Raw genomic sequence first — 23876 nt, 5'->3', positions numbered from 1 at the left:
CGCCTGCCGTCGGACGCGCCGTTGCCGAGTGGATCACGTCGGGAACATATCGGTCCCTAGACCTGTCACCGCTCGGATACGGCCGCATTCGCCGCCAAGAGCCACTGGTCGAAAGTGTCGTCTACTAGTATCGTGTCGCAGAGCGCCAAAGGAACATGATTCAATGAAGCTCAAAGGTAAGGTGGTCATCGTCACCGGCGCCGCTCAAGGCATCGGCAAAGCCTGCGTGGAGCGTTTCCTCGACGAAGGCGCCAAAGTAGTCGCCGCCGACATTCAGTCGGATCGGCTCGAACAGGCCGCCAGCGAGTTGAAGGGGAGGGGCTCGCTGCATCACGTTACGACCGATGTATCGAAACGCGCCGACATCGAGAAACTCGTCGGCGAAGCGGTGAAGACCTACGGCAGGGTCGACGTCATGATCAACAATGCAGGCGTGGCGAAGAACCAGGACTTCATGTCGATTACCGAGGAAGACTTTGACTCAGTCCTCGACGTCAATCTCAAGGGTGCCTTCTTCGGCGTTCAGGAGGCGGCCAAGCAGATGATCGCTCAAGGCGGTGGCGGGGTCATCATCAACATGTCATCGATCAACGCGCTCCTGGCCAATCCGGCGGTCACGACATATGCGATTTCCAAAGGTGGACTCAATCAGGTCACGACGATTGCATCCGTTGCCCTCGCGCCGCACAACATCCGGGTCGTGGGTATCGGGCCAGGAACAATCCTGACGGAAATGGTCTCAAAGTCATTCATGTCCTCGGAGCAGGCCAAGAACGGTATCCTCGCCCGCACACCCATCGGCCGCTGCGGCGAACCAAGCGAGATTGCCTCGGTGGCGGCCTTTTTGGCGAGCGATGACGCATCCTATATCACCGGCCAGACCATTTATCCCGACGGCGGCCGCCTTATCCTGAACTACACCGTCCCGGTTCGTCAGTGAGCGCTCAATGGTAAGTCCCTTCAAGGCCGGTCCTTTCACCACGCTTCATCACATCTGCATCGTCGTGCGCGATATTCATAAGGCCGTATCCTTCTACGAGTCGGTCGGAGTCGGCCCCTGGCAGGACTATCCCCCACTCGATCAATATACAGAGCTCGAAGTGCCGAACCGCGAGGCTTTCTTGGGGATGACGTACAAATATGCCGACATCGCCAACGCACAGATCCAGCTTTGCCAGCCCGGCGAGGCCGACGGTCCGCAGAAGCGCTTCCTCGACACCCATGGAGAAGGGGTTTTTCACGTAGGGTTTGGCGTCGATCGCTGCGACGAAGGTGAAGACCTCGGGAGACGTCTGGGGCTCGACGTGATCATGCGCGGTCGGCGACCCGACCGCAGCGGATTTACCTATTTCGATACGGCCGAACAGGCCGGAGTCGTTCTGGAAGTCCGCTCGAGCCCGCCTGGCCGATAGATGCGAACGATCGATCTCAATTCCGATCTCGGCGAGGGCTATGGCCCGTGGCGCATGGGCGACGATGCCGCAATGCTCGACATCGTGACCAGCGCCAACGTCGCCTGCGGCGGACATGCGGGCGATCCGGAAATCATGTTTGAGACACTCAGTCTCGCCCGAGAACGAAATGTCGTCGTCGGCGCCCATCCGGGTTATCCGGATCGCGAAGGTTTCGGGCGCAGGCGATTGCCTTGCAGCACGGCGGAAATCGAGCGCTTCACAGCTGCGCAAATCGGAGCTCTGGCGGCGGTTGGAGCACTGGCCGGAAAGCGCATCGCCTATGTGAAGCCGCATGGCGCGTTAGGCAACCTCGCAGCCGATGATCAGGACGTGGCGAAGGCCATCGTCCGTGCCATATCGGCCGTCGACAAGCACCTCGCCGTGTTGGCGATCTCCGGTACCGAACTCGAACATGTCGCGAAGGCCGTAGGGCTTGACACGTTCTCCGAAATTTTCGCGGACCGCGGCTATACCGCGGCCGGCCGTCTGGTGCCACGCGGCCATCCTGGAGCCATGATCGAGTCATCCGAGGCGGCGTCGGCGCGGTTGGTGAGCTTTCTTCAAACTGGCATGATGCCGACCGTCGATGGTGGCGAGATCGGACTTGCCGCCCATTCCATCTGCATTCACGGAGACAGTTCTCACGCGGTCGGAATGGCGGCGCATATCCGGAAGGCTCTGCTGGCTGAGAATATTGCGATCCAGCCATTTCTCAAAGCATGATCGACAAGACGCATTCTGTTTCCCCCGTTTGTATTCGTCCGATGGGCGACCAAGGGTTCCTTGTCGAATTTGGCGATCGCATCGACGTGGCGATCCATGAGCGCGTCTTGTGCTTTGACGCCCAATTGCGGACTTCGCCCTTTCGTGGGTTCACGGAAAGCGTGCCGGCCTACGCTTCCGTCTATGTGGGCTACGATCTTCTGGTCACGGACCTAAATGAAGCGACCGCGGAGGCGAAGAAAGTTCTCGACACCATGTCGCCGATAATCGTGCCGGAACGGCGTATCGAGGTGCGGGTTTGTTATGACGAGCCGTTCGCGCCGGACCTGTCTGCTGTGGCCCAGAGGCTCGGTCTTTCGACAGAGGATGTCATTCGCGCTCACCTGGACGGCGACTACCGCGTTTTCATGTACGGGTTTGCGCCCGGATACGCATATATGGGCGGCGTGCCATCATCCCTGCAGCTGCCGCGCAAGTCTGCGCCGGTCCGCAATGTTCCGGCGGGAAGCGTGCTCATCGCGGGACCGCAATGTCTCGTCTCCACCATCACCATGCCGACAGGGTGGTGGATTATCGGCCGATCGGCGACTCGAATCCTTTCGCCCAGTTCGGACAATCCGTTTCTTTTTGACATCGGCGATCACGTTCACTTCATGCGCATCGATCGCGCTGCGCTTGAATGCGAGGCGGGATCCAGCGAATGAGCACCGCGATGTTCATCGTCGAGCAAGCGGGGCCTCTCACCACGATTCAGGATGTCGGCCGAACCGGCTTCATGCGGTACGGCGTACCGAGATCGGGTCCGATGGACCGAAGTTCATTCGCCATCGTGCAGGCGGCTTTGAACTTGCCCGCGCAAGGCGCTGCTATCGAAACGACTCTGGGTGGCCTCACCCTTCGGTGCATCGAAGGGAGCGTCAACTTTGCAGTGGCAGGGGGCGGTTTTCGCATCGAGTTTGATGGTGAACCGATGGAGTCGTGGATGGTTTCCACGATCCGGGCGGGCTCTCGTCTGTCAATCAAAGCCGGYCACTGGGGCAGTTGGACCTATCTGGCATTCGACGGCGCCATCGCTGCTACCGAATGGCTCGGTAGCAAGGCGACTCACGCATTGTCCGGCTTCGGTGGCGGGCGGATTGCTGTGGGACAGATGATCGAGGTCAAGGATGCACAAGACGATCGAGGCAGGTGCGGCGCCATTCCCTATCCTGCGGCGGCGCGTCCGCGCTCGGATGTCCGCGTCATCCTCGGTCCGCAAGACCGATTCTTCGCACAACAGACAATCGCGGCATTGCTAGCCCAACCCTTTACGCTGACAAGCGAGTACGATCGCATGGGAGTGCGGCTCAAGGGTTCTCCTTTGCCGATGGAAGGATCGCTCGACATGGTCTCCGAACCACTTGTCCGAGGCGCGATCCAGGTTCCGGGACATGGAGACCCGATCGTCCTGTTGTCCGATCATCAGACGACCGCCGGATATCCGAAAGTCGCGACGATCGCGACTGTCGACCAGGATGCGTTCGTGCAGTTACGAACGCGTCAGACCGTCACGTTCAGGGCCATCTCTCCGGAGACCGCCATCGAGGCCGCCAGGACCCGCCAGCTGATCACGGAACGGTTTCTGGAGCGGGTGAGACGAAGAGATCTTCATCCGATGACGTCATCTAGCCTCGGTCGAGAGGCGTAGCATCAAAGTTCGTTCTTGATGAAACGACCGCCCAGCATGATGGCGGGGATGCGAGCGCCTTCATTCTGGAGCACGGATAGATCGCGGTAGGGATCGCCATCGACCACCAGAAGATCCGCATGGGAGCCGGGCACGATTTCGCCGAGCAGCCGTTCGCGGCGCAAGATTTCCGCGTTCACGAGAGTCGCCGAGCGGATGATTTCCTGGGGGCTCAGGACTTCGGCGCGGATTAGGAATTCGAGCGACTGGTCTTTCTGCATCACGCCGATGAGATCGGTTCCAAAACCCATCTTTACGCCGGCTGACCGATAGATCTCGAGCGAGCGCTTTCCGGCGTCCAGCACGCGGTCGTTCTTGTCCAAGCTCACACGGGACATGCCATAATCGGCGCCGTTTCTTCTCAAAGAATCGTACGTGACGAGGGTTGGTACCACGAAGGCTCCGTGCTCGACCATCACGCGCGCCGTCGGCTCGTCGATCAGGTTGCCGTGCTCGATGCTGCGAACGCCTACGCGCACGGCTCGTTCAATGGCCTGCGCGGTGTAGCCGTGGGCAAGGACATATGTGCCCCAACGCTTCGCTTCATCCACCGCCGCCTCGATCTCGTCGGTGCGAAACTGTAGACTCTCCAATGGGTCCAAGAGGGACGAGACGCCGCCGGAAATCATGATCTTGATCTGGTCGGCGCCCTTGCGCAACTCGTCACGCACGGCCTTCGCGACCTCGGGCACGCCGTCGGCTACGCGAAGCACGAAGGACAAGGCACTGCAACAGCTGCACGAGTGGTCGTGCTGAGTGCGCTTGCGAAAATCTCCATGACCGCCGGTCTGGCTGATCGGCGCGCCGGAGATGAAAAGGCGCGGGCCCAGAAAGAGACCTTGATCGATGGCTGCTTTCAGCCCCCAATCCGCACCGCCCGCGTCTCGGATGGTGGTGAAGCCGCGAAGCACCATGGCGCGGGCCGAGACCGACGCCTTGGCGGACAACAGCGTCAGCGGCATATCGGCCATCAATCCATATACGGCCTCCGCCGCGGTGATATGCGCGTGGGCATCGATGAGGCCCGGCATGAGGGTGCGGCCGCGCAGGTCGACTCGATGCGCCTGCGCAGATTTGATCGGAGTCTCAGATACCTCGCGGATCATACCGTCGACGACCAAGACCTCGACGCCATCCTGAACGTCGTCGAGGCGCGGATTCAGGAAACGACCACCGTGGAAAAGAAATGAGGACATTGAGGGCTCCGTTCGTGCGGCAGGATTGAGAAAGCGGCGCCACTGAATCGGGGCCAATCTTCTGGTTGTGAAGGCCAAGCCAGCAATCTTATCCATGAATTCCCAACAAGGACATCACGGAAACTAACTGCATTTGCATCGTAACAGGGCGCATGTCCCATGGCCTAAACCCAAGGGGTACTGCGGCGGTGCCTTGTTGGTTGGATGCACCGCTGGCGACGCGGAGTATTGTTGATCGTCGGTCTGAACTTACGTTGCAACTCTCGCATGTTGGGCTCAGAATTGACGGGGAGTTGAGCCTGGAAGGGAATCGTATGACTCTCGAGATTAACAGTAGCAACGCAATTCTGGCAGAGCGCCCTTTCATTCGGCCCATTTTTTCGTCCGCGCAGGTGATGCGCGGCGTTTATCTCGCCGTCGTCGGGTTGGTTTTCTTTTTCATGCTCACGCCAGTTCTGTTTGTTTTCTGGGTCAGCGTCTTCGATAACGCAGTCGTCACTTTTCCTCCTCGCGGCTACAGCCTGCGCTGGTTCGTCAATGCTTGGGAGAATTCATCCTTCCTGGGTGGATTTCTGACGTCGATCAAGGTCGGCATGACGGCGATGGTGGCAGGGTTGGTTTTGGGCATACCCGCGAGCTTTGCGCTCGCCCGCGGAAACTTTCCTGGACGCGCCGCGCTGAACGCGTTTCTCCTCTCGCCGCTCATCGTGCCAGGCATCGTTGCGGGCACGGCGGTCTATACCTTTTTTGTGCAGTTTGAGCTCCTGACCGGCGTGCGGCTGATCGCAACATTGCCTGGCTTTGTCGCCGCGCACGTCGCGCTGACAATTCCTTGGACAGTCAGGCTGATTTCGGCGAGTCTCGTCGGATTCGACCGAACGGTGGAAGAAGCCGCCATGAATCTCGGCGCTCGACCACTTGCGACCCTGTGGTATGTCACTTTGCCGATGATCCGTCCCGGTGTCGTGGCGGCGGCGATCTTCAGCTTCATCGTTTCGTTCACCGACCTCGAAATGTCGCTGTTTCTAGCAGGCCCCGGTCGCACGACCCTGCAAATAGCCATGCTGCAATATCTCGAGTGGAAGTTCGATCCGACGGTCGCGGCTGTTTCGGTCGTCCAAATCGTGTTGATCGGTTCCTGTCTCCTCATCGCCGATCGTTTCGTCAAACTATCGAAAGTGGTTTAGGTGCCCGACGTCACTCTTTCACACGTTCACAAATCCTATGGACCGGTTACGAGCGTCCGTGATCTCTCGCTCACAATCAGGCCCGGAGAGCTGGTGGCTCTTTTGGGACCATCCGGTTGTGGCAAGACCACGACCCTCAGGATGATCGCGGGATTCATCCGCCCTTCGAGCGGTCGAATCCGGATCGGCCAACGCGACGTGACGAACGATCCGCCCTTTCAACGTTCGACCGGCATGGTGTTCCAGGGTTATGCCCTCTTCCCGCACATGACGGTCGCGGACAACGTCGCGTTCGGCCTGAAAATGAGGAAGGTCGGTCGGGTCGAAATCGAGAAGCGCGTGATCGAGGCTCTGCGCCTCGTACGACTCGACCATCTCGGAAGCCGCTATCCGCGTGAATTGTCAGGTGGTCAGCAACAGCGGGTCGCCCTAGCGCGAGCGCTAGTGATCAAGCCCGATGTGCTGCTCCTCGACGAGCCCTTGTCGAATCTCGACGCCAAGCTGCGGCACGCGGTGCGACTCGAGATTCGTCAGCTTCAGCAGCAACTCGGTCTGACGACCGTTTTCGTCACACACGATCAGGAGGAGGCGCTGGCCGTCGCGGATCGTCTCGTTGTGATGAATCATGGCGTCGTCGCGCAGGTCGGTACGCCGCAAGAGATTTACGATTCACCGGCAAGCGCATTTGTCGCCGACTTCATGGGCCGCTCGAACTTCTTCGCGGGGTCGGTCGTGAGTGCCGGCGTCTTTCGCACAAAGTCGGGTCTCGACCTGAAATTTGCCGGTGAAGCGACCGCCACGCAAGGCGTCCTTGCTGTCCGTCCCGATCGGATTGGCTTCCTGCCCGCCGGCATTGGAGGCGGCTTGCCGAACGTTCTACCGGCGCGCGCCAAAGTGGTGACGTTTCTAGGACCCGTGACCGAAGTTCTCGCGACTCTGGATTCAGGCGAAACGATCATCGTTCACGGTCCTACGGCATCGAGCGAAGTCTCCCGCGTGCAAGCGGGCGAAGAGATCCGGCTAACATGGCCGGCTGAAGCGGGGCGGGTGCTCGACGCATCCGACTGGCCTTCCAATAGGGAAAAAATCGAGGACCAACCATGACATCATTTCGCGACACCACGACACTATCGAGGCGGCGTTTTCTTCAGGCTGCCGGCTCCGTTGCAGGCACTGCAGCGTTGGGAATACCGGCTGCCAGGGCGCAAGCAGGCACGCAATGCATCGTCGGCACTTTTGGCGGTGATTACCTGAACTTGTTGGAAGCGAATATCGTCAAGCCGTTGCTGGAACCCAAGGGGATCAGCGTTCAATGGGACGTTGCGAATACCGGCCCAAAGAAGAGCAAGCTCATCGCCGAGCGTCGATTGCCGAAAGGAACGATGGACGTCGTCATTCTCGGCGATTCCGACATGTATGAAATGTCGCTTGCCGACGTTCTCGAGCCGCTGAACGACACAAACATCCCCAATCTCAAGAATTCCATTCCCAATCTGCGGCGTCCCTATTCGATATCGCAGATTTATAGCGGCATGGTGATYATCCAGAACCCTCAGCACGCGCAGCTCAAGAGCTTTGCCGAAATGTGGGACGAGCGCTATCGCGGCAAAGTGGGCCTCGTGGACGGCAGCTTCAACTGGGTCATCAATGTTGCGGCAATGGCTGCTGGCGCATCACCCAACGATTTCGAAGCGGCCAAGAAAAAGTTGCTCGAGTGGAAGAAGCTCGGCGTCCGCGTCTATCCGACCAATGAAGCCGTCGGCCAGGCCTTGCAGTCCGGCGAGATCAGTATCGCGCCTCTATGGCGCGCGCGTGCTGTTCTGTGGGCCAAGGCCGGCATTCCCGTTACGAACGTAGTCCCCACGGAAGGCATTATTCCAGTGACCTACGAAGCCGGCATTGCCAAGAACGCTCCCAACAAGGAAGCGGCGTTGGCCTTCATCAACGCAATGCTCGATTCACAGGCCCAAAGCAGTTTTGCGAAGAGCATGGGCTATGCACCGACTGTGTCCACGGCGGAATTGCCTCCCGACGTAGCGCAGAAAATCAGTTTCACGCCGGACGAAGCCAAGAAGATGGTAAAGCTCGATTTCGATCAGCTGGCCAAGGAATACAAGAACCTGCGGCAATGGTGGGATCGGGAATTCCTCGCTTGAGTGAAGCTCCAGTGATCTCTGAAAAACACGACATGGATCTCAATGCGTCGCGTCGCTCCCCCGGGAGCGGCGCCGTCTATCTTGCGATTCCCGCGACGCTCGTGGTGGTCGTGGTGCTCGCGCTGCCTTTGATGCTGCTGTTCCGCTACAGCCTGAATCAGTACGATCGCTACGACATCATGATCGAGGCCTTCACGCTGGAAAACTATATCGCGATCTTCAACGATTCATTCTACCGAAACGTTCTTTTTCGTACGATTCAAATCGCGGCAATCTCAACTTCGATTACGATGGTGTTGGGATTTCCTGTCGCCTACTTCATCGCGCGGGCGCCGGTCCGGTGGAAAAGTTTGCTCATCGTTCTCACCATATTTCCATTGCTCGTTGGAAATCTGGTGCGCGCTGCGGGTTGGATGGCGGTCATGGGCAATCAGGGTTTCCTCAATCAGCTGCTGTTGAGTCCAGGGCTCATCGACAAGCCAATTGAGCTCATCTACACACCGATCGCTGTGGTCATCGGAATGGTGACAGTCGTTCTGCCGTTCATGATCCTGACCCTACAGAGCGTCATCGAGGGAATTGATCCCAATCTCGAAAGCGCCGCCGCCAATCTCGGGGCCGGACCGTTCACAACGTTCTCGCGAATTACTTTTCCGTTGGCTCTCCCAGGCGTTCTTGCGGGTACGGTGCTGGTTTTCATCCTCTGCATGAACGCCTATGCGATGCCTGTTCTGCTGGGCGGACCGCGCTTCCACTTCATGGGGCCGCAGATTTATCAGCAGATAACAGCGCAATCGAATTGGCCTTTCGGTGCTGCGTTGGCCTTTGTTCTGATGACGGCGACATTGCTGCTGACCATTGTTTCGACGACTCTGATTCAAGGAAGACGGCATCAGAAGGCTTGAGCRCAGCAATCTCTGAATGACATCTGTCGAAACAGATCTGCGCTCAACCCGGTAGGTTTGATTCCCGTGCTTCGCCGGTTCAATGCGGCTTCGTCAAACAAGGTTATGGTGGTTGGACTAACGGGATTGAAACATGGCTATTCTCAACCAACCGAACTCGGTTCCCCCCATCCGCTTTCTGAAGGAACGCRCACATCAACTGCGACGCAACATGCTGAAACAAGCCATGGGAAAAGGCCAAGCGTATCTAGGCCAGGGGCTGGATATCTCCGACGCACTAGCAGCGCTCTACTTCTATGAAATGCGCTACGACCCCGATAATCTTTCATGGGATGGCCGCGACCGCTTTCTCCTTTCGACGGGCCATTATTCGATAGCTCTTTGGGCGGTGTTCGCCGAACTCGGAATCTTCAGCCGTGATGACCTGCCGTCTTATGGTGCGGATGAGAGCCTGCTCGAAATGAGTACGCTCGATCGTACCCCAGGCGTCGAGATGACGGGCGGTTCGCTCGGCCATGGGCTCGGCATCGGCGTTGGTCAGGCCTTGGGTTTGCGTCGGCTCGGTTCCGATGCCCGCATTTTCGTGGAACTGTCCGATGGTGAATTGCAGGAAGGTTCCACTTGGGAGGCGGCGACCACCGGATCGACATTCGGCCTCGACAATCTGGTGGCTCTTGTGGATTGCAACGGCATCCAGGCCGACGGTGCGCTCGTCGTGAACATCGAGCCCGTCGCCGACAAGTGGCGCTCATTCGGCTGGGAAACGATGGAGATCGATGGCAATGACATGGAGCAGATCGTCAACGCACTCCACGCAGCGCGGTCGCGTGCCGGCAAACCCAAGGCGATCATCTTGAGGACGCGTCCAGGACGCGGCATTCCCACACTCGAGAAGCGCGAGAAGGCTCATTTCGTGCGCGTAGATCCCCATGAGTGGGACGCTTTGGAACGAGAACTCGAGGAGTGCTACGATGCTTAAGGGTTTCACGAAAGCGATGGGCGAATCGGAAGCGGTCGAGAACCGTGCATCGATTGAAGCTCCCTTCGCCAAGGCGCTCATTCGGGCAGCCGAACAGGACGATCGCGTTCTCGCGCTCACAGCTGATCTCGGCAAGTATACCGATCTCTATCCATTCAGAGATCGCTTCCCCGATCGCTATCTCAATATTGGCATGGCCGAGCAGGCGATGGTCACTGCAGCTGTCGGGTTGAGCAAGACCGGCTTTATGCCGTTTTGCACAACCTTCGGAGCTTTTGCCGTTCGTCGCGCGCTCGACTTCATCATGATCGCCGCGGCGCATTCCAACGAGAACGTCAAGTTGTTCTGCGCCTTACCGGGCCTGACGACGGGCTACGGATCCACGCACCAGGCGACCGAAGATCTGGCCGTGATGGGAGCAGTCCCGGATCTCATGGTGGTCGATCCGGCGGATGCCGTCGAGCTTCAAAGCGTCGTGCAGTATGCCGCATCGAACCGCGGCTCTTGCTATGTGCGCATGCCGCGGGGAACCGTGCCGGTTCTATTTGATGAATCGTACCGTTTCGAGCCTGGTCGCGCGAAGCTGCTGCGGGACGGCGAGGTCGCACTGATCTCCACCGGCCTCATGACGGAGCGCGCCCTTGACGCGGCGAACGCGTTGGAAGCCAAAGGCATCTCGGCCGCGGTGCTTCACTGCCCCTCGATCAAACCCTTCGATCACGGCGCTGTCGCGTCGTTGGCCAAGCGAGCGACGCGGATCATCACGTTGGAAAACCATTCCATCCGCGGCGGTCTCGGTTCTCTTGTGGCGGAATCTCTCTATGAGCGCGGAATTGTTCGGCCGATGCTCAAGATCGCCCTTCCCGATGCATTCCTGGGCTGCGGTTCGGTTCCGTTCCTGCAGCAACAACAGGGGATGACGACGGCGCAGATCATCGAGACGGTGTCGGCTTTCATCAAAAGAGACGCGCGCCCAATCCATCAAATGCTGACCATGTAACAACGAGAGGTCTGTCGACGATGTATACAGCGGTTTTTCCAGACGCCGATGATTCCCTGAACGCGGTCCTCAGCGAGGATGCGCGCGCCCTCGTGCCGGGCATGGTGGTGCATTACGGTATTCCCGATCAAGCAGGCCTGATCGAGCGCCTGCAGGGTCACGCGGTCATGCTGAACAACGAATCGTATGTGAATGAGACAGTGCTCGAGGCCTGTCCTTCGCTACGCGCGATCGTATTCCTGGGCACCGGCGCTGCGAGCTATGTAGATCTTGACGCTTGCGCCAAACGCGACATCCCTGTCAGGACGATTTCCGGCTATGGAGATCGCAGTGTCGCTGAACACGCAATTGGTCTCCTGTTCGCGACGTTCCGACAGCTCGCTGAACTCGATCGCGAAGTTCGCAATGGCGTTTGGAAGCCGCGCGCGGTGGCGGAACTCGGCGGCAAGACGTTGGGCGTCGTCGGCCTCGGCCCAATTGGCGCTGAAGTCGCCCGTATGGGAAGTGCGCTCGGCATGAAGGTGCTGGGATGGAACCGTTCGCCCCTTCGCCAACCGCTTCCTGTCGATCTGGTAGAACTCGACGAKCTCCTGGAGCGTTCGGATGCAGTCAGCCTACACATTGGTCTGAACGACGGTACGCGCGGAATGTTCGGTCCCGAACGCCTTCGCCGGATGAAACGGGGCTCTGTTCTGATCAACACGGCCCGTGCTGCGCTGACGGACGAGGCGACACTTTTTGCAATGCTGAAAGATGGACATCTGCGGGGTGCCGGGCTGGACGTGTTTCACAAGGAGCCATTGCCGGCCGGCGACGACATCCGGGCTTTCAACAACGTCGTGATCACACCGCATTCGGGCTGGAGCAGTCCCGAGGCGGCGAAGCGTCAGATGGATAGCGGCTACCGCCTCATGAGAGCGGAGCTTGATCGATTGCAGGGGATAGCACCTGCAAACGCCGCCTGAGTCTTTCGGGCGATTGCTTCACTCCTGCGCGCGCCGCCTTCCTCCCAGCGGCGTGCGCATTCTCGTATGACGCAAAGATTCTAGGCGGCGCGACTCTTCAACTTGGGTCCGAAACTGTCCAGAAAGCGGCGGAGTGAGCGATTCGTATTATCGGGACGCCAGACGAGCAAACGTTCGAAACTGGCCTCCGGCTCGCTGAGAGGAAGCAGGCGTAGATCCGGGCGCAGTTGCGGATGGGCATCCATCGTCACGAGCGAGATGCCCCGGCCTGCCGCGACGAATTCCATGATCATCATGGTCGGATCGATTCCCGACAATACGTTCGGCTTGATGCCGAAGCGGCGCATCAGTTGGGTGAACTGGACATAGTACCCGCTCATGGGATTGAACCGACCCATGATGAAAGTCTCGCCGCCGAGATCCGCCAAACGAACGTGGCCTGCTTCCACGGCAGGGTGGTGAGCTGATACCAGTGCGCCGAGCGGTGCGCGGTCGAGCGCTCTCACCGTAATGTCGAGAAGATGAGCGGGCGGCGGTCCGAAGATCACGGCTACGTCGAGTGTCTGGGAGTTGACCTGCGTGGCGAGAGAAGCCGAGCTGTCCGTCGTGGTAATCACGCCGATATCGCGGTTTTCCGATGCAAACACCGTTACTGTCTGTGCGACCTGCCCGGCGAGCGCTTCGTCGATGAGACCGATGGACAATTGTCCCTTGCCACCCTTGGAGATTTCGCGAACTTCTTCGACGGCTTCGTCCATTCGCCGGAGAAGGTCGTCCGTCCGCAGGAGAAAATTGCGACCGACCTCCGTGAGTGTCACGCCTCGTTGAGAGCGCAGAACGAGCGTCACGCCGAGCGCCTCCTCCAGGGCCCGGATCTGCCGGCCAAGGGGCGGCTGCGCCATACCCAGCCGCTCGGCTGCGGATGACAGGCTGCCCGCGTGGGCGACGGCCTGGAAGTACCTCAATTGTCTCAGATCCATTCTCGAACTCCGTGAACCGCAAAGGTTCCAAGTTCCTGCCATTCAGGTTCTTCGCCTCGCAGGAGGAGCGGGCGCATGGTGCGCTTGGTACAACAGGTGATGGAACAATGAAGAACCAGCAGATCGGCGAACGCAACGCGCGATATATCCCCGGCGGCTACTCGAGCCAGGCGCGACGCCTGAAGGATCCGATTGCGTTTGTGTCGGCCAAAGGCGCTCGTGTGACCGACGCTGAAGGGCGAACCTTCACTGATCACAACTCGGCCTTCGGCGCCATTATTCTTGGCCATTGTCACGAAGAGCATATGCGGCGCGTCGCCGAGTTGTCGCATGGCATCGATCAGATCGGGCTCGGCATGACGACGCTCGAGGGTGATCTCGCCGAACTCGTATGCACTCACGTGCCGAGCGCCGAACGGGTCAATTTCTGCTGCAGCGGCACGGAGGCGACCTTCCACGCGATTCGTCTCGCGCGCGCCGCCACGGGTCGCCGTTACATTTTGAAATTTCAGGGCGCCTATCACGGCTGGCATGATTACGTCGCCGTCAACTTTGTGACGCCGCGTGCCGATCTCGGCAAGAAAGCGCCCTTCAGTGCGGGTACCCTCGATCTCGCCACCGATGCGACTCTGGTCCTGACCTTCAACGATGTCGCTGGCCTCAAGGCTCTCATGCAGGAACGCGGGCATGAAATCGCGGCGGTCATCATCGAGCCGATCATGCACAATGTCGGTGGCTTTGCCGCCAATGACGCATTCCTGAAGACGCTTCGCGAGGAGACGACGCGCAGCGGCACTGTGCTGATCTTCGACGAGATTATCACCGGCTTTCGCCATGCTCTCGGTGGTTACCAATCGCTCTGCGGAGTCACGCCCGATCTCACCACGTTCGGAAAGGCGATTGCGAACGGTTTCCCGCTCGCCGGCGTCTGCGGCCGGGAAGATATCATGCGTCGACTGGGTCCTATGCCCGCAGGCGAAGGCGTGTTCTTTGGCGGGACCTACAATGCGTTCCCGCCGTCCGTTGCAGCCGGCATCGCCACGATTGCCTTGCTGAAGGAAGCGGATGGCTACAATCGTCTCTTCGCTCTTGGGGACCGCATGCGACGCGGCCTCGCGGAGGCCATCGAACGTACGGGTGTCCAGGCGCGTGTCGCGGGCTTCGGGTCCATCTGGATGCTTCACTTCATGGAACGCGATCCGCATTCCTACGAGGAACTTGTGATCCAGGACGCCGAACTGGACATGCGCTTCAGGGCCATGATGTTGGACCGAGGTTACCTCCTGGCTCCTCAGGCCTTGCGACGTATGACCCTCAATCTCGCGCATACGGAAGCCGACATCGACGCAACGATCGCCGCTGCTGAAGACGTTCTGTCGGAATTGGCGAGATCGCAAACGCGCAAATCGGCCTAGATCTCGCCAGTTTAACGTTGCAACGACATCGCGGCTGGCGTTGGCCAGCCGCATCTCGTTTGAGGTGAAGTCCGCGTGTCCCATTCGCGATGCCTATCGCAGGCACTCGGGCGCAGTACGCTCGATATCGCGCATCAAAGCGGCCCATTCGGCCTCGCCGACGTCGCTCCCGTCGAAGGTGGCGTGCTGGCGCGCGGTGAGACGGCACACGTCGTCGGGAAGATATCTCAGGCGCGCGCCCGAACTCATGGCGCGCAATTGCACCTCACATGCTTGCTCCAGATTGTGCATCAGCGTGAAGGCTTCGCCGACGCCACGCCCGACGGTCAGCAGGCCGTGATTCCGCAGAATCATCGCGTCGGCGCTGCCGAGGTTGCTGACGAGACGTTCCCGCTCCGCATCATCGAGGATGATGCCTTCGTAATCGTGGTAGGTGAGACGACCATAGAATTGCAGAGCGAATTGGCTGATCGGCAGCAACCCGTCCTCCAGCACCGACACTGCGGCACCCGCAGAGCTGTGAGTATGCAGGACGCAGGCCACATCCGGACGGGCGTTGTAGATGGCCGTGTGGACGACAAGGCCGGCCGGATTGATGGGGGCGTCTCGCGGGGCGATCACACGCCCTTCCAGATCGACCTCGAYAAGGTTTGAGGCAGTGACCTCATCGAACAACAGTCCGAAGCGGTTGATCAGAAATGACCGGGGTCGACCGGGAACGCGGACCGAGATGTGGCAAGAGACGAGATCGCTCATGCCGAAGCGATGGGTCAGCCGATAGCAAGCAGCCAAGTCGCGACGCACCCGCCACTCGGCGGGTGAAGGCGATACCTGCTCGGGTCGCGGCTGCGAAATTCTCTCAAATCTCGTCACGGAGACCTCCATCGTGCCACCGGAACTGGCGCCAATGATCTGTCCAGGGTTCCACTACAGAACCTCGTGTCTAACTAGTCAAGAGTGTTTTGATGGTTATTGTTGGCTATCAACCGTCGGACCACGAGAAGAGGAAGCGGCCCATGGATAGACAGCCATCCAGCACGAAGCATGAGGATATCCTCGTGAAGTGGGAGGATAAGAAACCGCTCGTCGCACGCATCTGGCGCGGGCGTACCAGGCGCGATCGGGCCGATGCCTATGCGGAGATCCTGCAAGCGAGTACTCATCTTATCGCCAGCAAGCCCAACAACCTCGGCGTGCAGATGTTTCGCAACGACAAAGAGGACGTCTCCGAATTCATGGTGATGTCCTATTGGCCCTCCGTGGAATCCATGAACGCCTGGAGCGCAGATGTTCGCCGTGTCCGCGCTCTCCCAGAAGACGAGGATTTTCTCCTGGAGCTTCCGGAGTTCGTGGATTTGTATGAGATGTCGTCGAACAGGTGGGTAACGGAGAGATAGGTATCTATTTCCATGCCGAGCTGTCAGATAAAGKGTTGAGAGCTATATTGCGGTCAATGGAATGACGATGGCATCACCGCGGAGCCATTTCGTGAATGTTGGATCCTTAGAGCGACCTTCTCCCATCCCTCTCGCCCTCAAGGGCGAGAGGCTTTGCCTCGATTTCACGAACACCAAAAGTGGCCGCGGATCGTCGCATGAACTCGACCACCTCCAGACGTTCGACGACCTGATGGATTGGGCAGAGCATGCTGGAGTTTTTGCACAAGCGCGCTGCGATGCGCTTCGCGCGATTTCGTCCGAGCGGATAGCCGAGTCGCAGATCGTCCTTCAGGACGCCGTCGGTTTGCGGGAGACGCTCTACCGCGTGTTCATGGCCATCACCGAGCAGGCACCGGCGCCGGAAAAGGACGTCATCGCGCTCAATCGCTGGATCGGACGATCGTACCCGCATCTCGAGCTGACGCCGTCTCCGGATTGCTTTGCTTTCGGTTGGTCTCAAAGCGGCGCTGATCTGACCTCTGTCCTGTGGCCGATCATTCAATCTGCGGCGGAGGTCCTGACGCAAGCGAGATTCGATCGAATCAAGTGTTGCCCGGGATTGAACTGCGGTTGGCTCTTCCTCGACGTCACAAAAAATGGAAAGCGCCGTTGGTGCGACATGGCCACCTGTGGCAATCGCGAAAAGTCCCGCCTTCATTATCGCCGCGGCCGCACGGCAGATATCCGCTGCGATTGATCAGCCGATACGGCATTCGACTGGCGGACTGATGCCGGGGCCTTGCGCCGAAACCGGACACTCGCCGGTTTCGGTACAAACCATTGCCACTCACTCAGTCGTCGACTTTCGCTCCTGCATCCGCCACGACCTGTTTCCATTTGCGGCTCTCGCTACTTACGAAGGTCGCGAACTCGGCCGGGGTATTGCCGACCACCGTTAACCCAAGCTTGGCAAATTGCGCCTGCACATTTGGATCGGCAAGGGCAGCTCGCATGGAATCGACGAGCTTAGTGCGTACGGGCTCCGGCGTCTTCGAAGGCGCGACGAAGCTGAACCACGCGAGCGCTTCCACATCGAGGCCGCTTTCCTTCAACGTCGGAATTTCGGGTGCCAAAGGATGCCGTGCGGGACTCGTCACTGCATATCCGCGCAGCTTGTTGCCCCGTATATGTGGCAGGGCCGTTGGGAGGTTGTCGAACATCATCTGCACCTGTCCAGCCAGAAGGTCCTTTAAGGCCGGCGCGCTCCCCTTGTAAGGAATATGCACGATGTCGATACCAGCGGCCTTCTTGAACATTTCCCCGCACAGATGTCCCGTCGTGCCGTTGCCCATAGACGCGAAGTTCAGTGTGCCCGGGTTCTTCTTGGCATAGGCAATCAATTCCTGAACATTGGCGGCGGGAACGGACGGGTGGACGAGAAGCGCGTTGGGAACCGACGCAGCGACGGTCAACGGCGCGAAGTCCTTTGCCGGATCGTAGGTTAGCTTCGTGAACAGCCAGGGATTGATCGCCAAGACGCCGACCGGAGCCATTAGAAGCGTAGAGCCGTCCGGTTCGGAACGGGCGACATACTGCGCACCGATGGTGCCGCTCGCGCCGGGGCGATTGTCGACGACGACGGTAATTTTCAATGTCTCGGCCATGTGCTGGGCGACGACGCGAGCCACAATGTCATTGGAGCCGCCGGGATCGAACGGCACGACGATTGTGATCGGATGGGTTGGTAAGCCTTGAGCCCACGCATCCCGCAGTCCCATGGCGGCGAAAGCGGTAGTGCCGGCGCTCAACTTGAGAAAGGTTCGTCTGTCAAAAAGGCGGTGCATCACGAGTCATCCTCAGTGTTTGGCGCGGAGCGCGCCGTTCCCTCGGGCCGTCTGGTTTGGTGGAGTCCAGACAGCTTCTCTTTCTGCAAACTGCATCGCTTCGGATTTGTCAGGTGGCAGAAATCGTGCATGGCGGTTCCTTTAGATACGTAAGGAGCCGATCGACATTCAGTCCAGAACAGATCATCTCTTCGCCAAAGCGATCTAGATAGTTTTCCCATTTCGCAATACGAAAACTATTTTGTATAAAGAATATCGTAGTAGCGGTAAGGTAAAATCGTCAAGTTGGATTTGTGTGTAGGAAGTATCTTTCTGACCGCGAACGCCGACAGGAACTTCCACGGCTGCTTGTCAGATGTGCTTTGGCTGCGCAGTTGGCTCAATGATCCGCGCCGTACTCTCAAAGATTGTCGCTTCAATGAGCGAATCGAGGACGAGAGACGCCTCGCCTGGTGCGCCAAGGCAGAATGGGTTGGCGTCAATACTGGCGATGGAGCCACCGGCAGTGTGAACAAGCGCGCCCATCCGGACGGCGGCTGCAGCGAGCGGCGCAAGATCGAGTGCAGGCTCGCCGCGTACACCGTTCCAAATCGTTGAGACACGAAGGGACTCAACAGCTCTCAAGGCCGTCGCTTCATCGAAGGGCCAGGACAGCGTCACGACGTCATGTCGCGCCTCCGCGTACTTGCCGCCTTCTCCAATGACAATCACGGCTCCAAATTCGGGATCCCAACGACCACCGATAAAAGCTTCACCTCGTACTTTCGCGAAAGGCGCAAGGATGACATGTGGGTTCACTTCGCCGTGGCTGCGCATCAATTGGGTGACCTCCGCGAACGCTTCGGCTACCTCCGCATCCGTCCGTCGATCGAGAACGATAAGTCCATACTCGGATTTGTGAGGAAATCGCCGCGAACAACCTTTAACGACGACAGGACCGGCGAATGCGCTCCGCGCGGCGATAGCTTCGTCGACGGTTGCACATAGCTCATGCCGGATGACTGGAATGCCAGCTTGTCGAAGGATAGCAAGACTTTCGAATTCGCTCAGCATGCCTTCTGCGGGAAGGAGTGGCGGTGAAAGTGTTTCTGCGCGCTCCACCGCACGGGAAGCAACATGGGCGCGCTTGAGGGTGGCCAGTGCATGGAGCGCGTCGCTGTCGTGCTCGAACACGGCCGCGCCGGTCCGGGCCATGGCGAGGCGTGCGCTCTCGGAGGGCGCAACGACAGCCACTGCCGCGTTGCTTCTTGCCTGATATGCGGCGAGATCATCCGCGTAGCGAGGAAAGTCGTAGCCTTGTGCCGACCCCGGCAGATTGAGCAGGACGGCATCGACATCACCGTCTTCGGCGATCATCGTCAGCGTCTTTCCGAGTAGATCCGGATTAGTCAAAAGTGCGGGCGTGAGATCGATGGGGTTTTCGACATTGCCATTCGCCGGCACGATTGCTTCCAACGCCTTTTTCGTCAAGTCAGAGATCCGAGCGAGTGGTATCTCGAGCCGCTCGCAGAGATCGGCTGCGAGCACGCAGGCCGCCCCCGAATTGCTGATGGCCACGATTCCGGTGATCGGATGAGAGCGACGTTGGAGGGCGAGAGGCACGACGTCAACGAGCGCGCGCAGGGTATCTACCCGGCAGACACCTATCCGCTCGAGAAAAGCATTCACCACGGCGTCATCGGAGGCGAGCGCACCCGTGTGTGACTGCGCTGCTTTCTGGCCTGACGCACTGGCGCCAGCCTTCACGGCGAAGACCAATTGCCCCGCATCGCGTGCGCGTTGCGCAGCCGCTTCGAGACGGAGCGCGTCAGTTATGTTTTCCAGATAGAGCGCAATCACGGCGATGTCCGGATCGCCCGCAACCACCTCGACGAGATCGGCCACACTGATGTCAGCTTCGTTGCCAGTCGCATGAACGTAGCGTACGCCGATGCCGCGTTGACGTAGCTGGCCATAGAGAACCGCACTTATCGCTCCGCTCTGACTGATCACCGCAACGGGTCCGTCCGCTATCGCGTATTCTTGAAAAGTCGTTGCGAAACTTGCGATCAGACCGGATTGGGCAACCAGGCAGCCTTGAGAATTCGGGCCGAGTACACGCAACCCGCTCGCCCGTGCATGTGCCGTCATGCGCGCTTGCCGAGCGCGTCCTTCGTCGTTCGTCTCGGCAAACCCGGCCGAGAAGACGATGCATGTTTTGACTGCATGAGCGGCGCAATCAGCGACTGCGACCTCCACCGCTTCTGCGCCTGGCACCGCGATGATCGCCATGTCCGGAACCTGCGGAAGGTCCGACAAAGTCAAATAAGCCGTCCATCCGCCTATCGTGCCGCCTGCCGGATTAATCGGATAGACGGCTCCCAAAAAACCGCCACGGCGGATATTTGCGAGTGTGCGGCCGCCAATCTTCTGCGGATTCGAGGATGCGCCGATTACCGCAATGGATTGCGGAGCATGGAGCGCAGCGTGCCAAGATGACCGGTCGCGCGTCATGCTAGGTCACCGCCTCGGTCTTGCTTTGTCCGTCCTTGCCCGACTCGCCACGCGCACGCCATGCTGCCATCGCGGCCGCAAAGTCGTTGGACGAAAGACCCAGGCGCTGACATTGTATATAGATCTCGTAAGCGTCACCGAAATCGCCGTAGGTGATTTCGTTCATGGCGCGCTTGGTAAGACGAACGCCCTCCGTCGCTATGGCCACCGTCCGTGCGACGACGGCCTCGAACTCTTCATCCTTGTTATGCTCATCGACCACCTTGTTCACGAGACCGATGCGCCGCGCTTCGTTGCCGTCCATGAACTCGCCCCACATGACGATCTCCTTGGCTCGACCGAGACCAACGAAGCGGGCCAGGCGCATTACCGACAGTCCGGGAACGAGGCCTTCCTTACCTGCCGGCACGCCGATCTTGGCATCGGCAGTCGCGAGGCGGAGATCGCACGCGAGCGCCAACTGGACGCCGCTTCCGAGCGCGTGGCCATGCATACACGCAATGACGATCTTGTCGCAGGTTTCAATTGTGCGCAGGCATTCTTCCCAAAGACGGAAATTGCGCTCGTCAATCAGTCCGGCGGACAAATCTGTCAGATCGATTCCTGCGCAAAACGCCCGGCCTTCTCCTCGAAAGGCGATCACCTTGATCGCGTCGTCGTTCACGGCAAGTGCGAGTGCCGCCTGCAGATCCCATTTGCTGGCGAAGTCGAGCGCGTTCAGCCGCTTGGGACGGTTCAGCGTGATCCAGGCCGCACCGCCCCGCTTCTCGATGTAAAGTGTCGGAAAGTCAGTTCTCATCGTTTCGCGCGAGCCTCCGCGAGTGTTGTGGGTCGATCGGCCATGCTGCGTTCACGCAACAAATGCGAACGGCGGATTTGGGCGGCCGCCTCTTGGAGAGGTGGCAGATATTCTCGCAGGATTTCTGCGCGGGAGATCTTCGGCCGGTTGAAGCTGATGTTGAGCGCGGCGGTAATCTTGTCCTCTTCGTCGATGATCGGGACGGAAAGTCCGCTGACGTGATCAGCCATCTCGCCACTTACCCAGGAATAACCCTGTTGACGATCGTGGCTTATCCGTTGGCGCAATTCTCCAGCATCGGTGACGGTCGCCTTCGTAAACTGCTCCAGGTTGGCCCGCTCCAGAAAGCCGCTGAGCTCCCGCTCATTCAGATCGCCGAGCAGGATGCGACCCATCGACGTGGCGTGCGAGGGTCGGCGCGTTCCGATTCCAAAATCACCCGACACGATTTGTCGAACTGGGATGCGCAGGAGATAGATGACGTCGAGATCGTCGAGTACACCAACGGCGCATGTCTCTCCCGTCTTTGCCACAAGTTGCTCGAGAATTGGTTGGGCAAAGTGATAAAGTGGTATCGATGTGAGGTAGGAGTAGCCGAGTGACAGGATCTTCGGCGTGAGATAGTAGAAGCGACCCCTGACACCTGCATAACCAAGCGTGACCAGCGTCAGGAGAAGACGCCGAGCGCCCGCTGCGGTGAGTTCGGATCGCTCTGCAACTTGGGACAGGGTCATCATGTGAGAGTTTTCCCCGAAGGCGCGAATGACTTTTAGTCCCCGCGCAAAACCGGCGACGAATTCCGGCTGCGCCTCTGTGAGATCCGTTTCCGTATCCACTCCCCGGTTATGTGCCCTACGTCCCATAAATCGATACTACCCTTCTTGAAACACTGTTTCTCTCTTCCGCTTGAGTGCGGGAAGCAGAATGATTGCCAATAGCAGCACGGCGCTGAAAAGCAGCACTGCAGAGATAGGCCGGGTTACAATGTTGATCGGATCGCCGCGCGCAAGCAACATTGCCCTACGGAAGTTTTCTTCGAGCATGGGCCCGAGTACGAGACCCAGCAGCATCGGACCGACCTCGAATCCGAGCTTGACGAAGATGTAACCCGCAAGTCCGAAGAATCCGAGAATGAGCACATCCAGAGACATACTGTTGATGCTGTACGTTCCGACGCAGCAGATCACCACAATACATGGAAACAGAACGTCGTAGGGAAGCTTGAACAGCTTTGCCCAAAGACCGACGAACGGGATGTTGATCACGACCAGGAAAAGATTGCCCACAATCATGCTTGCGATCACGGTCCAGAACAGAAGAGGTTGCTCAGTCAGGATTTGCGGACCCGGCGTGATTCCGTGAAGGATTAGGCCTCCGGCGATGAGCGCCATCACAGGGTTCGACGGAATGCCGAGAGTCAGCATGGGGATGAACGACGTCTGCGCRCCCGCATTGTTGGCCGCCTCGGGGGCAGCAACGCCTTCGATCGCACCGCGGCCGAAGCGTTCTGGCGTACGGGATAGGCGCTTTTCTAGGGCATAGGCCGCAAACGAACTCAGAATCGCACCGCCGCCCGGGAGGACACCAAGGATCGATCCCAGTATCGAACCACGGATGATCGGTGCTGCTGAAGCTTTGAGGTCGGCTCGGTCGGGCCACAGGCGCTCGATCCGCGCGATAGCGCCGCTTCCTGCCGTTTTCTGGGCCAACGTGATAAACGTTTCTCCTATGCCGAACACGCCCATGGCCACAGCCGCGAAACTGATTCCGTCGGCGAGTTCAGGAATGCCAAAAGTCATTCGCTGAAGACCAGAATTGACGTCCGTTCCAACCAGACCGAGCAATAGGCCCACGATGATCATCGCGATTGCCTTGATCACTGATCCGTGGGCAAGAATGATGGCGCCCACCAGCCCCAATGTCATCAGCGAAAAGTACTCGGCCGGTCCGAACGATTGTGCGAGTTCCGACAGTGGTTGCGAGACGAGGGCGATGACGGCGGTCGCAAACAAACCCGCGACGAAGGACCCGATTGCGGCGATTGAAAGCGCAACACCGGCACGACCTTGCTGGGCCATCCGGTAACCATCGAGGCAGGTGACGACAGTGGAAGTCTCGCCCGGGATGTTTACCAAGATCGCCGTCGTGGACCCGCCGTACTGTGCACCATAATATATGCCCGACAACATGACGATCGCCGCGATCGGGCTCAGGTGATACGTCACGGGCAGGAGCATTGCGATGGTGGCTACCGGGCCGAGACCGGGCAGGACGCCGACCAGAGTACCGACCAGCGCGCCGACAAAGCACGCCAGCAGATTGCTCGGTTCAAGGGCGACAATGAGACCATTGAGAAACTGCATGCCGGTCTCCTCAGCGCGGCAATAGCGGCAGGTTCACCTGCAGCAGACCAAGAAACAGGACGCCGCAACCGAGCGCAATCAGCGTCGATTGAATCAGGATACGTTTCAATGAAATACCCGGACTCGCCAGCGTCGCAACCGCTGCGACGACGAAGGTACCGATCAGGAAACCCGCTCGCTCGATCGTCAACGCGAACAGCAAAATCGACAAAGTGACGAAGAGAGCGGGCCGCAATTCAGCAAGCGGAAAGGACACGTTGCGGTGCTCACGCGTCCCCAGGAGGAAGACGACTATGCCGAGGACAATAAGAA

Annotated in this window: 24 protein-coding genes; 15 read left to right on the top strand and 9 right to left on the bottom strand. The window is 59.1% G+C overall.

All coding sequences use genetic code 11. The features are described 5' to 3' along the window. Positions 1-163 precede the first annotated feature (163 nt). The 5 genes from AC1DT3_RS01855 to AC1DT3_RS01835 are packed head-to-tail and all read left to right on the top strand — an operon-like array spanning position 164 to position 3864. Positions 164-940 (top strand): SDR family NAD(P)-dependent oxidoreductase, encoded by a 777-nt coding sequence (locus AC1DT3_RS01855; RefSeq protein WP_477463530.1) that lies wholly within the window; start codon positions 164-166, stop codon positions 938-940. A 7-nt stretch (positions 941-947) separates the two neighbouring features. Next, positions 948-1412 (top strand): VOC family protein, encoded by a 465-nt coding sequence (locus tag AC1DT3_RS01850; RefSeq protein WP_477463529.1) that lies wholly within the window; start codon positions 948-950, stop codon positions 1410-1412. After that, complete coding sequence (locus tag AC1DT3_RS01845; protein ID WP_477463528.1) at positions 1413-2177, top strand: LamB/YcsF family protein; 765 nt, start codon at positions 1413-1415, stop codon at positions 2175-2177. After that, positions 2174-2881 (top strand): 5-oxoprolinase subunit B family protein, encoded by a 708-nt coding sequence (locus AC1DT3_RS01840; RefSeq protein ID WP_477463527.1) that lies wholly within the window; start codon positions 2174-2176, stop codon positions 2879-2881. The genes AC1DT3_RS01845 and AC1DT3_RS01840 overlap by 4 nt, the downstream gene beginning before the upstream one ends. Continuing rightward, positions 2878-3864, top strand: a complete 987-nt coding sequence (locus AC1DT3_RS01835) for a 5-oxoprolinase subunit C family protein (RefSeq protein WP_477463526.1) — start codon at positions 2878-2880, stop codon at positions 3862-3864. Before AC1DT3_RS01840 ends, AC1DT3_RS01835 begins: the two co-directional genes overlap by 4 nt. 2 nt (positions 3865-3866) lie before the next feature. Here AC1DT3_RS01835 and AC1DT3_RS01830 read toward each other — a convergent pair whose 3' ends face one another. Continuing rightward, complete coding sequence (locus AC1DT3_RS01830; RefSeq protein WP_477463525.1) at positions 3867-5099, bottom strand: metal-dependent hydrolase family protein; 1233 nt, start codon at positions 5097-5099, stop codon at positions 3867-3869. A gap of 314 nt (positions 5100-5413) precedes the next feature. Between AC1DT3_RS01830 and AC1DT3_RS01825 the strand changes: the two genes are divergently transcribed. The 7 genes from AC1DT3_RS01825 to AC1DT3_RS01795 all read left to right on the top strand — a co-directional run bounded on the left by AC1DT3_RS01825 (position 5414) and on the right by AC1DT3_RS01795 (position 12291). Then, positions 5414-6286, top strand: a complete 873-nt coding sequence (locus AC1DT3_RS01825) for an ABC transporter permease (RefSeq protein ID WP_477463524.1) — start codon at positions 5414-5416, stop codon at positions 6284-6286. Further along, positions 6287-7390: an ABC transporter ATP-binding protein gene (locus AC1DT3_RS01820; protein WP_477463523.1), complete on the top strand. Its 1104-nt coding sequence runs from the start codon at positions 6287-6289 to the stop codon at positions 7388-7390. It begins immediately after the preceding gene. Continuing rightward, the gene (locus AC1DT3_RS01815; protein WP_477463522.1) at positions 7387-8442 is read left to right on the top strand and encodes an ABC transporter substrate-binding protein; all 1056 of its coding nucleotides are present in this window, start codon (positions 7387-7389) and stop codon (positions 8440-8442) included. Before AC1DT3_RS01820 ends, AC1DT3_RS01815 begins: the two co-directional genes overlap by 4 nt. Beyond that, positions 8439-9347: an ABC transporter permease gene (locus AC1DT3_RS01810; RefSeq protein ID WP_477463521.1), complete on the top strand. Its 909-nt coding sequence runs from the start codon at positions 8439-8441 to the stop codon at positions 9345-9347. The genes AC1DT3_RS01815 and AC1DT3_RS01810 overlap by 4 nt, the downstream gene beginning before the upstream one ends. Before the next feature lie 133 nt (positions 9348-9480). Next, the gene (locus AC1DT3_RS01805; protein WP_477463520.1) at positions 9481-10326 is read left to right on the top strand and encodes a transketolase; all 846 of its coding nucleotides are present in this window, start codon (positions 9481-9483) and stop codon (positions 10324-10326) included. Next, positions 10319-11326 (top strand): transketolase family protein, encoded by a 1008-nt coding sequence (locus AC1DT3_RS01800; protein WP_477463519.1) that lies wholly within the window; start codon positions 10319-10321, stop codon positions 11324-11326. The genes AC1DT3_RS01805 and AC1DT3_RS01800 overlap by 8 nt, the downstream gene beginning before the upstream one ends. Before the next feature lie 20 nt (positions 11327-11346). Further along, entirely contained in the window at positions 11347-12291 is a 945-nt protein-coding gene (locus AC1DT3_RS01795; protein ID WP_477463518.1) for an NAD(P)-dependent oxidoreductase, read from the top strand. Positions 12292-12371: 80 nt separating this feature from the next. Here AC1DT3_RS01795 and AC1DT3_RS01790 read toward each other — a convergent pair whose 3' ends face one another. Beyond that, positions 12372-13271 (bottom strand): LysR family transcriptional regulator, encoded by a 900-nt coding sequence (locus AC1DT3_RS01790; protein WP_477463517.1) that lies wholly within the window; start codon positions 13269-13271, stop codon positions 12372-12374. A 107-nt stretch (positions 13272-13378) separates the two neighbouring features. On the opposite strand from AC1DT3_RS01790, the gene AC1DT3_RS01785 reads away from it, so the two are divergent. After that, positions 13379-14686 (top strand): aspartate aminotransferase family protein, encoded by a 1308-nt coding sequence (locus AC1DT3_RS01785; RefSeq protein ID WP_477463516.1) that lies wholly within the window; start codon positions 13379-13381, stop codon positions 14684-14686. Between the two features lie 93 nt (positions 14687-14779). Here the strand turns inward: AC1DT3_RS01785 and AC1DT3_RS01780 are convergent, their stop codons facing one another. Then, complete coding sequence (locus AC1DT3_RS01780) at positions 14780-15559, bottom strand: class II aldolase/adducin family protein (RefSeq protein ID WP_477463515.1); 780 nt, start codon at positions 15557-15559, stop codon at positions 14780-14782. A gap of 143 nt (positions 15560-15702) precedes the next feature. On the opposite strand from AC1DT3_RS01780, the gene AC1DT3_RS01775 reads away from it, so the two are divergent. Both AC1DT3_RS01775 and AC1DT3_RS01770 read left to right on the top strand, forming a co-directional pair. Next, positions 15703-16083, top strand: a complete 381-nt coding sequence (locus tag AC1DT3_RS01775; protein WP_477463514.1) for an antibiotic biosynthesis monooxygenase family protein — start codon at positions 15703-15705, stop codon at positions 16081-16083. A 67-nt stretch (positions 16084-16150) separates the two neighbouring features. Next, positions 16151-16822 (top strand): CGNR zinc finger domain-containing protein, encoded by a 672-nt coding sequence (locus tag AC1DT3_RS01770; RefSeq protein WP_477463513.1) that lies wholly within the window; start codon positions 16151-16153, stop codon positions 16820-16822. Between the two features lie 94 nt (positions 16823-16916). Here AC1DT3_RS01770 and AC1DT3_RS01765 read toward each other — a convergent pair whose 3' ends face one another. The 6 genes from AC1DT3_RS01765 to AC1DT3_RS01740 form a co-directional block, all read right to left on the bottom strand. Further along, positions 16917-17909, bottom strand: a complete 993-nt coding sequence (locus tag AC1DT3_RS01765) for a Bug family tripartite tricarboxylate transporter substrate binding protein (protein ID WP_477463512.1) — start codon at positions 17907-17909, stop codon at positions 16917-16919. 351 nt (positions 17910-18260) lie between these two features. After that, complete coding sequence (locus tag AC1DT3_RS01760; protein ID WP_477463511.1) at positions 18261-20402, bottom strand: acetate--CoA ligase family protein; 2142 nt, start codon at positions 20400-20402, stop codon at positions 18261-18263. A 1-nt stretch (position 20403) separates the two neighbouring features. Beyond that, positions 20404-21201, bottom strand: a complete 798-nt coding sequence (locus tag AC1DT3_RS01755; RefSeq protein ID WP_477463510.1) for an enoyl-CoA hydratase/isomerase family protein — start codon at positions 21199-21201, stop codon at positions 20404-20406. Continuing rightward, positions 21198-22037: an IclR family transcriptional regulator domain-containing protein gene (locus AC1DT3_RS01750; protein ID WP_477463509.1), complete on the bottom strand. Its 840-nt coding sequence runs from the start codon at positions 22035-22037 to the stop codon at positions 21198-21200. The genes AC1DT3_RS01755 and AC1DT3_RS01750 overlap by 4 nt, the downstream gene beginning before the upstream one ends. 36 nt (positions 22038-22073) lie before the next feature. After that, a complete protein-coding gene (locus tag AC1DT3_RS01745; RefSeq protein ID WP_477463508.1) occupies positions 22074-23564 on the bottom strand; it encodes a tripartite tricarboxylate transporter permease in 1491 nt (496 codons plus the stop codon). 10 nt (positions 23565-23574) lie between these two features. Continuing rightward, a partial coding sequence (locus AC1DT3_RS01740) for a tripartite tricarboxylate transporter TctB family protein (protein ID WP_477463507.1) occupies positions 23575-23876 on the bottom strand: 302 nt, incomplete at its 5' end.

Source organism: Microvirga sp. P4_G7 (genome assembly GCF_056401005.1).
Note: the sequence above shows the minus strand (reverse complement) of the source record. Positions and strands in the feature narration are given on the sequence as shown.